Here is a 10,171-nt window from a genome sequence, read left to right as displayed (position 1 = left end):
TCGTCCAGCAACAGATCGATCCGCTCCCGCGCAGTCAGCTTCCCCTTGGCCCTCTGCGCAGCGGTCGCCCGCTCACTCGGCCCCGCATGAGCCTGGGCACGGATCCGGCGGTACTGCTGCATCCGTTCGCAGGCGACTCCGGTCTCGGTGCGGAGTCGCGCCGGCACCGGTTCCTGGACGGTCGTCATCAGATGTCCCCTCACTGCCAACTGTGCGGAGCGCGATAGGCGGCGGCGCGCTCCCACCGGCGCCGGCCGGCCGCGGAGTGCGGCACGTACTCGCCGGAGATCCCGGCCCCGGTGCGCAGTCTCGACAGCAGGGCGACCGTGAGCGCGGCGAGTTCCGCCGCGTCCGCCGAGCCCCGCTCGACCTTCACCGCGTCCCGGTCACGCACGGGCCACCTCCTCGAGGTCCTCCCGCCACGTTCGGTGCCCCCGGTGCAGCACGGGTGGGCTCCGGCTCGACGCCGCCTCGTACGCCCCGGGCCTCCAACAGGACGCGAGCGCCGGTCCAGCGGACCGCCCCAACGCCGCCGCGCCGCCGTGCGCTCACGCGCCGGCGGCGAGGCTGTCGCCCGGCTCCCCGGCGTTTCCGCGTCCCCGGAGCCGCTGCACGGCCCCGATGTCGCCCGCCGCCTCCCGCGCGGCCAGCTCCGCGTAGCGGCGGTCCATCTCGGCGACGACCTCCCCCGCCCGCTCGGCGCGGTAGTCGAGCTTCCCGAGGACGTCCGGGACGGCGATGAACGGCAGCAGATGGGCGAAGAGCAGCGACACCTTCTCCTCCAGGTCGTCGCCGTTCGACAGCGTGGCCGAATAGACCTGCACTCCGGTCCAGCAGGCGGAGACGACCCAGGCGGTTTCGGCAGGCGTGATGTGGGGAAGCAATTCGCCTTCCTCCTTGGCCTGTTCCAGGAGGCGGCGCGTCTCCGCCAGCCACGCGGGGATCACGCCGCCGCCGAACAGCCGCTGCATCTCCTGACCGAGGGAGAGCCAGGCCCGCGCGCTGATGACCGGATCCCGGCGTACGCGATAGGCGAGCGCCAGGCCCGTATCGATGACTTCCTGGGTGCGGTACTCCCTGGCCGGTGTGTCTATGTCGTTCAACTGCTCGGCCAGCACGCCCTCGGCGAGCGCACGCTTGGACGGAAAGTGAAAGTACAGGGCGCCTTTCGTGACGCCGGCCCTGGCCAATATCTCGCTGACGGTCGCCGCTTCGTACCCACGCTCTCCGAAGACGGACGCAGCCGCAGTGAGGATCTGAGCCCGGGTGCGGATCGCTCGCTCCTGGCGCGCCACGAGGACCTCCTGGGGGGGGTCGTTGCCCCGGACAGGTCCGGGACCGGGGACGACGCCGCCGGAACCGGGGATTCGCGCCCACGCCCCCAGAACGCACATCCACGATTGCCGCGAGCCCGCCGCCCGTTGCGGGAAGAGTTCCGATCATCCCACACGGACCGGTCACAAACGTGGCCGCTCGCCGTCAACTGACCGGGACCGGCCCGTGCACCGGTCGCGCGGGCGGCACCGCGCGCCGCACTCCCCCGGTCGGGACGGAGCAAAGTGCGGGCAAATTCCTGCCCAAACTCAGGGCCGTAATCGCTTGCGCATGTCACGTACCGCACCCATCCACTCGGGCGGCGCCATTGCGGGCGTATTCAAGCCACGGGCGCCGCCCTCCGGCCGGGCCCGGCCCGCCGCGCACCAATTCGCCCGGGCCGATTCGGCAAGTCGCCGCCGGCGCACGGCTCATGGCGGGCCGGACCCGAATGCTTTCCGGGCCGGGCCCGCCTCAGGCGGCGCCCGCCCGCGTCACAGCAGCCGGCGGGTCTCGCCCCGGACCCGGTAGAAACCGCCGGCCGCCGCGTGCAGGGCGTCCACGGCGTAGCGCGCGCCGGGCTCTCGTATCGCGCGCGGGAACTGGACGTTCCAGGACGGGTGGTAGCCCTCGGACACCACGTGCACCCGCACGCGGCCGCCGGCCCGCACGCACTCCACGACGACGGCACCGGCGGGGGCGTGGGCGACGGTGTCCACCGCGGCCACCGCGGTGGCCGGTGTGGACGTCGGCAGCGCCGTGTCGAGCTTGACGTCCCGGGCCGTCGGCACCGTGCCCTGCTCCGCCGCGGAGACGGCCGCCTCGCTCGCGTCCACGCACACCAGCGAGCCGTCCGTGGTCACCGGGTACAGCCGTTCGTCGCGGTACTGCATCGACAGCGCGGAGCCGCCGCCGGTGCCGAGCTTCCAGAGCCGGGCGCCGTCCCGGTCGAAGCAGTAGACGGAGGACTGCGAGTCCCCCGCGAAGACGAACCGCCCGCCGGGCGGGGTGGCGCACGAGTACACCGCGCTGTCGCACCGGTACGTGGCCTCGATCGTGCAGCGGCGGTCTTCGACAGCCGCTGCACGACGTGGTGCGCGGTGCCCGCGTACACGGCGTCGTCCTCCTGCCGGCCGAAGAGGACGCCGCCCCGGGTGGGCGTGTGCCACAACTCGCCGCTGCCGTCGGGCGCGTAGGCGGTGACGCCCTGGTGGTGGCCGTGGTAGACCGCCCGCTCGTCGGCGCGGACCAGCCAGGCGCCGCCGCGAACCAGCGGCCCACAGAGTCCAGGGGGGCCGTTCCGCGTTGCCCGGCCACGGGGGCGAGTTCCCAGACGCCCTCTCAGCCGGCCGGGACCTGCGTGGCCGACGGGTGCCAGTCTCGTCTGATCAGGCCGTACACCCACGAGTCGGAGACCTCGCCGTTCACGACGCAGTCCTCCCGCAGCGTCCCCTCGCGGACGAATCCGGCCTTCTCCAGTACACGGGCCGATGCCGCGTTGCGCGTATCGGCCTCGGCCTGGACGCGGTTCAGGTCCAGGGTGTCGAACGCCCACCGCAGCACCGCGTGTGCCGCTTCCGTCGCGTAGCCGTGGCCCCACATCGCCGGGTCGAGGATGTAGCCCAGCGACGCGCTGCGGTGGTCCGGGTCGAATGCCGTCAGACCGCACCAGCCGACGAAGGCACCGTCGGACGCGCGGTCGATGGCCACCCGCGCCCCGGTGCCTTCCTCCGCCATCGTCCGGCACCTCGCGAGGAAGACCCCGGCACGGGCGCGTTCGGTCCACGGCGGGGAGTCCCAGTACCGCATCGCGTGGGTGCTGCTGTGCAGTGTGAAGAGGGGGTCCGCGTCGGCGCCGGTGAAGGGGCGCAGGCGCAGCCGGGCGGTGTGCAGCGTGGGAGTGGCCAGGGTCATGCGAACCATCTTGCGTCCTCAGGGGGCGGCCACGGCAGCGAATATCCGCGGGCGACCGGCGCGCCGGGGTCGCGGCCGTCGACTCCGTGTGGCCATGGCGGCTGCCAGCCGCATGGCGCGGGAGCCTCCGTACAGAGCAGTCCAGCGGGCGCGCCGGGCGGGGAGCCGCCAGGCTGGGAAGATATGAGAGGCGTGTGCGGTTCCCACAGGCCCCGGCGCCCCCTGCGCTGGGCGGTCACCGGCGCCGGGGCCGTGATCGCGGCCGTCGTGACCGTGCTGGCACTCTCCGGGACCCCGCCCTTCGCCGCCTCCCCGGATCCCGGCGAGCGGTCGCCGAAGGCCGCGGCCGATCCGTACGCCCCCGCCAAGGCGCTGCGGCCCGCCATCGTCGGCCGCAAGCAGTGGGGCGCCGATCGGCGGCTCCTCGACCAGAAGCCGCGCTACGCGGACTCCGTGCACGCCGTCGTCATCCACCACACCGGCCACCTCAACGACTACGACTGCGCGGAGAGCCCTCACTACGTACGCGACATGTACGAGGCACACGCCGTCGGCAAGGGCTGGGGAGACCTCGGCTACAACTTCCTCGTCGACCGATGCGGCACGGTCTTCGAGGGCCGCCTGGGCGGCGTGGGCCGCGCGGTGGTCGGGGCGCACACCCTCGGCCTCAACAGGGGCACCACCGGAATCGCCGTGATCGGCACGTTCCCGGAGGGCGTGCCCGTACCGAAACCGCTGCGGGAGTCCCTCGCGGTGCTCATCGCCTGGAAGCTCGGTCTCACCGGGATCGCCCCCACCGCCCGCACCCAGGTCGTCTCCACCAACAGCAGCACCCGGTTCACCGAGGAAGGCTCCGTCTCGGTGCCGGCCGTCCTCGGCCACATCGACGCGTACGAGACGAACTGCCCGGGGGAGGCGCTCGTACGGCTGCTGCCCACCCTCAGAAAGGAGGCCGCCCAGGTGCAGAGCAAGGCGAAAGTGCTGGTCAAGAAGGACGCAGGACGGGCCGGAACCAAGAAGGCGAAGGACCGGGCCCGGCGGGCTCCCGGCAGCGACGCCCGCCCCGCGGGCACCGTCCCAGACGCCTGACCAGCCGCCGTTCTCCTGGCCGCCGTGTCGTCAGTGCCTCTCGGGGACCACGGCGACAGGGCACGTGGAGCTGTGCAGGAGCGCGTGCGTCACACGCCCCAACTGGAGCCCCGCGTGCCCACGCCGGCGCGGGGCGCCGAGTACGACCAGCCCCGCTTCCGCGGAGGCGCCCATGAGCACGTGGTGAGCCGGGCCCTCGGCAAGCCGGCGCTGTACCCCGACATCCGGGTGAGTGCGTCGCGGCTCGTCCAGGACATCGGAGACGACTGCCGAGGCCTTCTCTTCGTAGAGCGCCACCGAGCCGTGTCCGAGATGGCCTCCCGGCTCGAACACGGGGCACCGCCAGGCCCGTACCGCCAGCAGCGGGCTGTGCCGTGCGGCCGCCTCGCGGAAGGCGAACTCGGTGGCGGCCTGCCCTTCGGCCAGCTCGCTCACGCCCAGGACGACGGGACGGGAGCGGTCGTCCCACGTCTCCTCGTCGCCGCGCACCACGATGACGGGACAGGTGGCACGGGCGGCCACCGCGAGGCTCACCGAGCCGAGCAGCAGCGATGCGGCGCCGCCCCGGCCGCGGGAGCCCGTCACGACGGCGAACGCCTGGTGGCTCTCCTCCGTGAGCGCGGTGTCCGGCTCGTCGGACAGCACCCGGCTGGTCACCTTCAGGTCCGGCTGACGCCTCCTCGCCCGCTCCTCACCGGACCCCGCGATGTCATCGGCGAGGATCTCGAAGGGCGGGCGCTCGCCCCCTCTGATATCGGGGACCATCGATTCGTACCTCTCCCAGAGTGAGGCGAACACGACGCGCAGCGGGACGCCGTGCCGCGCCGCCTCGTCGGCCGCCAGGTCGATGGCGCGCAGGCTGTGGAGTGAGCCGTCGGTGCCGACGACCACGGGATGTTCCATCACCCTCACGTCCTCTCTTCGAGGTCGCCTGCCGGTGCCGGCCGGCGCCGCGGTGTTCCTCCCCAGCGTCCGCCGCGGCGGGGTGGCCGGTGGAGGGGCCACTCGTCCCGACTGCGAACCGAGGGTCCCGGCCGCCGGGCCTCCGGACCGGTGCCGCGGGCCACGGCGCCCTGGGGGATCGACGGCGCAGATGCCGCCCGAACGGGCCCGGCCTGCTCGCCGTCCGGGTGAGAGTCCGGCGTGCACGAGCAGGTTCCCCGGCCGGAGTGGTAGCTCGAACTTACTCACCGGCGCGTGGCCCGTACCCCGTTCCGGCCCCGGAAGGATCGCCATGAACCATTCGCCGTACCTCGTCAGTGACGTCATGACGCATACCGTCGTCGCGGTCGGGCCTGAGGCTTCGTTCAAGGAGATCGCCGAGGCGATGCGGAAGTGGCGGGTCAGCGCGCTGCCCGTGCTGGAGGGCGACGGCCGGGTCACCGGAGTGGTGTCGGAGGCCGATCTGCTGCCCAAGGAGGAGTACCGGGACAGCGCGCTGTCCGTGGCCGACCGGGACCGGCGGCCGGACGGCATCGTGAAGGCCGGTGCGGTGGTCGCGCGTGACCTCATGACGACGCCCGCCGTCTCCGTACGGGCCGACGCCACCCTCGCGGAAGCCGCGCGGGCCATGGCGCGGCGGCGCTTGAAGCGGCTTCCGGTCGTGGACGGTGAGGGGCACCTGACCGGCATCGTCAGCCGCGGCGACCTGCTGAAGGTCTTCCTCCGGCCCGATGAGGACATCGCGGAGGACGTGCAAAGGCAGGTCCTCGACCCGCTGTTCCCTCTCGGCGGGGCCACCGTGCACGCACGGGTCGACAAGGGTGTCGTGACACTCTCCGGCTGGTTCCGCAACACCTCGCTCGTGCCGCTTGCGGCGCGGATGGCGCGGGCGGTCGAAGGGGTCGTGGACGTCGGGTTCCGGCTGGAGCGACCCGGCGGCGCGCCCTCCGGGGACGGGCAGCAGGGCCGGCGGGGGGCGGTCTCCCCGGGGCACGAGGGAGACGGCCCCGGAGACGCGACCGCGCCACCGCCCGCGGAGCCGAGGTGACCGGATCGGACGGGTTCGCCGCCTCGGCCGCGGCGCCGATCCGGGTCTTCCTGCTGGACGATCACGACGTGGTGCGGCGCGGGCTACGGGATCTGCTGGAGGACGAACCCGACATCCGGGTGGCGGGAGAAGCGTCGACGGCCGAGGAGGCCGTGGCCCGCGGCCCCGCGCTCCGGCCCGACGTGGCGGTCCTCGACGTCAGGCTCCCGGACGGCGACGGCATCACGGTCTGCCGGGAACTGCGCTCCCGGATGCCGGACCTCCCCTGCCTGATGCTCACCTCCTTCGACGACGACGAGGCGCTGCTGGACGCGATTCTCGCGGGGGCCGCGGGCTACGTACTCAAGCAGATCAAGGACTCCGACCTGGTCGCGGCCGTGCGCACGGTCGCCTCGGGGCAGTCGATGCTGGATCCGGCCACGACGAGCCGGCTGCTGGACAACCTCCGGGGCGGGCCCGAGGAGTCCGGGGAGGAGGGCCCGCTTTCCGGCCTCTCGCCCCGGGAGCGGGAGATCCTCGGCCTGATCGGCGAAGGACTCACCAACCGCGAGATCGGCGAGCGGCTCTATCTCTCGGAGAAGACGGTCAAGAACAACATCTCCCGGCTGCTGGGCAAGCTCGGCGTGGAGCGCCGCATCCAGGCCGCCGTGATCGCCTCGGAGGAGGGCGTACGGCCGGGCGGCGACGGCGCCCGGGACCGCTGACCGGGGCCCGGGGTCCGGGGTCCGGGGTCCGGGGTCCGGGGTCCGGGGTCCGGGGTGCCGGCCGGTCATCGGCGGGTGAGGGGCACCGACCACGTCACGCACGTGCCGCCCTCGCGCGGAGCGGTGACCGAGAACCGTCCGCCGAGCTTCTCCGCGCGATCGGCGAGGTTCGCGAGTCCGCTGCGCCGGCCGCCGCGCGGCATGCCCACCCCGTCATCCTGTACGGACAGCGTGGTCGTGCCGTCGGTCACGGTGAGGACCACCTCGGCGGCGCTCGCGCGGGCGTGCCGGCCGACGTTGGTGAGCGCCTCCCCCAGCACCGCCCGTACGGCGTCGGCGACGTCCGCGGGGACGTCCGTGTCGATGAGGCCCTCCAGGCGGAGGGAGGGGGTGAACCCGAGCACCGGCACGGCGTCCTCCACGGCCCGGACGACCTGGGCCCGCAGGCCGCCTCCCGCCGCCCCCCGCCCGGTGCGGAGGCCGAAGATCGTCGAGCGGATGATCCGCGTGGTCTCGTCCAGTTCGTCCACGGCGCGCAGCAGGCGGGCCCGGGCCTCCTCGTGCTCGACGAAGCGCAGCGCGCTCTGCACCGAGATCCCGGTCGCGAACAACCGCTGGATCGCGAGGTCGTGCAGGTCCCGCGCGATGCGGTCACGGTCCTTCAGCAGGGCGACTTGTTCGGCGTCGCGCCGACGATCGGCGAGTTCCATGGCGATCGCGGCCTGCCCCGCGAAGGCGAGCAGCGGACCGGTCTCCACGTCGGTGAACACGTCGAGCGGATCGCTGCGTGCGAGCAGGAGCACGCCCCTGACACCCTCCTCGGCGACCATCGGGACGGCCACCGCCGGTCCCGGTCTCCGTGCACCGGGCGACCCCGCGGTGATCCGGGGATCACGGGAGAGGTCGGCGCTCGTGAGGGGTTTACCGGCCTCGGCGGCAGCTCCGGCGAACGAACCGCGGCAGGGCAGGAGCACCCCCTGGTACGTCTCCGCTTCCTTGCCGGAGGCCAGCGCCACCCGCAGCCGTCCTGAGCCGCCCTCGGCCAGGGCGAGGACTCCGAGGTCCGTCTCCAGAATGCGGCGGGCCCGCTCGACGATCATCTCCAGGACGGCGGGTTCCTCCAGCCCGGAGAGCAGTCCCGCGGTGATGTCCGCGGTGGCCTCAAGCCACCGTTCGGTGAACCGCGACGGTTCCCGTCGGCGTACCAGCTCGCCCGGCCGATGCCTGTACGGGCTCACGCTCTGTTCACTCAAGGGCCCTCCGTGACACGTCACTCGTGCCCTTTTCTCAGATTAGCGCCAACTTTCGCCGCCTGCTTCCGGAGCACGAATGTCACTACGGGTAATATTCACCGATTCGGCCACCCTCGCCGGGAAGAGCCGGTGTGCCCGATGGTCCCGGTGATGAACCCGTACGGCTCTCGTGGGCCACACCGCCGCCGCGGCAGGCTGAAGGGGCGGCGTGACCAATGCCGCGGAGTTCTTCCGTGACCGGGCTGCACTCGTGACCATGCCGTCCGGTCGGTTCCCCCCGGGGAGGCAGCAATGACAACGCGGCACGTGGTGGTCGGCGTGGACGGCTCGGATCCGAGCATGGCGGCGGTCCGGTGGGCGGCTGCGGAAGCAGCCGCGCGCCGGATCTCTCTGCGTATCGTCCACGCCGAGGCGGCGTCGACGAGTAGCCCGCAGGCCGCCCCGGGCGGCTCACTGCACGAGGAGTGGGTCCGGGACCGGATCGCCACCGCCTGCCGGGAGACGGCCGAACGATATCCGGAGGTGGAGATCAACGGTGGCGCGACGTCGGAGACGGCGGTGAAGGCACTTCTGGACGAGGCGCAGGACGGAGAACTTCTCGTCCTGGGGTCGCGAGGCATCGGTGCGGCCTCGGGCTTCTTCACCGGAAGTGTGGCGTTGCCGGTGGTTGCGCACGCCACCGGGCCCACCGTCCTCGTACGGCAGGACTGGCACCCGGACACCGCGGACGGCGGGCTTCCCGTGGTGGCGGGAGTGGATCTCGACCACGGGTTCGACCCCGTGCTGGAGTTCGCTTTCGCCGCCGCCCACCGGACGGGCAGCCTGCTCCGCGTCGTCCACATGTGGCGGCGCTCGGCCATCTACGCCTACCCGTCGGCACTGCCGGACCCGAAGGTCGGCTCCGATCTCAAGGCCGTGGCGCGGGAGAACCTCGACTCCGCCCTCGCCGGCTGGCGGGCACGCTATCCGGAGGTGGAGGCGGAGCGCGTCCTGCTGGACGGCGAGGTGGCGCCGCGTCTGCTGGAACAGGCTGCCGGCGCTCAACTGCTCGTCGGGGGACGCCGTACGCACAGGCACCGGATGTTCCCGACGCTGATCGGCCCGGTGACGCACGCCCTGATGCACCACGCCACCGCGCCCGTCGCGGTCGTCCCGCACGAGTGACCACCCCGAACGCGGGAGGGAAGATGCAGCACCGCAAAGTCAGCGATCTGATGACGCGGGATGTCGTCAGCGCCCGTGACGACACCCCGTTCCAGGAAGTCGCCCGCCTGCTGACGGAGAACGAGATCGCCGCGCTCCCCGTGGTCGACAACGGCGGCCGGCCCGTCGGCGTGGTGTCGGAAGCCGATCTGCTGCGCAAGGCCAGTGACCGGCCCGGTACCGACGGACGGGTACCCCTGCCCCCTCTCGAAGCGTGGGAGCGCGCCAAGGCGGAAGGTGCCCGTGCCGAGGAGCTGATGTCCGCCCCCGCCGTCTGCGCGCACCCCGACTGGAACGTCGTCGAGGCCGCCCAGCTCATGGAGGTGCAGCACATCAAGCGACTGCCGGTGGTGGACGACGTGGACCGGCTGCTCGGCATCATCAGCCGCCGGGACCTCCTGCAGATCTTCCTCCGCAAGGACGACGCCGTCCGGGAGGAGATCGAGCACGACGTCCTGCAGGACACCCTCGGCCTGGCACCCGCCCAGGTGTCGGTGGACGTGGAAGGCGGCCGGGTGACGTTGCAGGGACAGGTGGAGAGCAGGAGCCTGATCCCGATCATCGTGCGGCTCTGCACCTCCGTGGACGGCGTGGTCGGCGTCACGGACCGCCTGTCCTTCCGGGTGGACGACGTCGGCCGCACACCGCTCCGGGCCTGAGCCCGCGAAGGAGCCGCCTCCGGCGGCGCTTCGGGGCTTCGGTGC

The 10,171-nt window shown here is 72.8% G+C and carries 10 protein-coding genes and 2 pseudogenes; 5 read left to right on the top strand and 7 right to left on the bottom strand.

The window, feature by feature from the left end; genetic code table 11:
• The 5 genes and pseudogenes from FB457_RS35735 to FB457_RS28435 all read right to left on the bottom strand — a co-directional run.
• Positions 1-188, bottom strand: a pseudogene (locus FB457_RS35735) (methylmalonyl-CoA carboxyltransferase); the annotation flags it as partial.
• Between the two features lie 11 nt (positions 189-199).
• Positions 200-394, bottom strand: coding sequence for an acyl-CoA carboxylase subunit epsilon (locus FB457_RS28450; protein ID WP_047019010.1), 195 nt, complete (start codon positions 392-394; stop codon positions 200-202).
• 154 nt (positions 395-548) lie between these two features.
• On the bottom strand, positions 549-1,295 hold the full coding sequence (locus FB457_RS28445; RefSeq protein WP_078898532.1) for a ScbR family autoregulator-binding transcription factor: 747 nt from the start codon (positions 1,293-1,295) through the stop codon (positions 549-551).
• A gap of 513 nt (positions 1,296-1,808) precedes the next feature.
• Positions 1,809-2,572, bottom strand: a pseudogene (locus tag FB457_RS28440) (PQQ-binding-like beta-propeller repeat protein); the annotation flags it as partial.
• A gap of 83 nt (positions 2,573-2,655) precedes the next feature.
• Complete coding sequence (locus FB457_RS28435) at positions 2,656-3,228, bottom strand: GNAT family N-acetyltransferase (RefSeq protein ID WP_047019009.1); 573 nt, start codon at positions 3,226-3,228, stop codon at positions 2,656-2,658.
• 267 nt (positions 3,229-3,495) lie between these two features.
• On the opposite strand from FB457_RS28435, the gene FB457_RS28430 reads away from it, so the two are divergent.
• Positions 3,496-4,317, top strand: coding sequence for a peptidoglycan recognition protein family protein (locus FB457_RS28430; RefSeq protein ID WP_486589158.1), 822 nt, complete (start codon positions 3,496-3,498; stop codon positions 4,315-4,317).
• 30 nt (positions 4,318-4,347) lie between these two features.
• On the opposite strand, the gene FB457_RS28425 is transcribed toward FB457_RS28430, so the two are convergent.
• Positions 4,348-5,220, bottom strand: a complete 873-nt coding sequence (locus FB457_RS28425; protein ID WP_047019007.1) for a universal stress protein — start codon at positions 5,218-5,220, stop codon at positions 4,348-4,350.
• A 331-nt stretch (positions 5,221-5,551) separates the two neighbouring features.
• On the opposite strand from FB457_RS28425, the gene FB457_RS28420 reads away from it, so the two are divergent.
• Both FB457_RS28420 and FB457_RS28415 read left to right on the top strand, forming a co-directional pair.
• Entirely contained in the window at positions 5,552-6,307 is a 756-nt protein-coding gene (locus tag FB457_RS28420; RefSeq protein ID WP_145783706.1) for a CBS domain-containing protein, read from the top strand.
• Complete coding sequence (locus FB457_RS28415) at positions 6,304-7,011, top strand: response regulator (RefSeq protein ID WP_145783704.1); 708 nt, start codon at positions 6,304-6,306, stop codon at positions 7,009-7,011. The genes FB457_RS28420 and FB457_RS28415 overlap by 4 nt, the downstream gene beginning before the upstream one ends.
• Before the next feature lie 65 nt (positions 7,012-7,076).
• On the opposite strand, the gene FB457_RS28410 is transcribed toward FB457_RS28415, so the two are convergent.
• Entirely contained in the window at positions 7,077-8,264 is a 1,188-nt protein-coding gene (locus tag FB457_RS28410; RefSeq protein WP_253911500.1) for a GAF domain-containing sensor histidine kinase, read from the bottom strand.
• Positions 8,265-8,555: 291 nt separating this feature from the next.
• On the opposite strand from FB457_RS28410, the gene FB457_RS28405 reads away from it, so the two are divergent.
• Both FB457_RS28405 and FB457_RS28400 read left to right on the top strand, forming a co-directional pair.
• Positions 8,556-9,428 (top strand): universal stress protein, encoded by an 873-nt coding sequence (locus FB457_RS28405; RefSeq protein ID WP_047019003.1) that lies wholly within the window; start codon positions 8,556-8,558, stop codon positions 9,426-9,428.
• Between the two features lie 23 nt (positions 9,429-9,451).
• Positions 9,452-10,126 (top strand): CBS domain-containing protein, encoded by a 675-nt coding sequence (locus FB457_RS28400; protein WP_047019002.1) that lies wholly within the window; start codon positions 9,452-9,454, stop codon positions 10,124-10,126.
• Positions 10,127-10,171 lie beyond the last annotated feature (45 nt).

The sequence above is a fragment of the Streptomyces sp. CNZ287 genome (assembly GCF_007827615.1).
The sequence above is the reverse complement of the archived record's forward strand: the minus strand, read 5'-3'. Positions and strand labels throughout refer to the sequence as shown.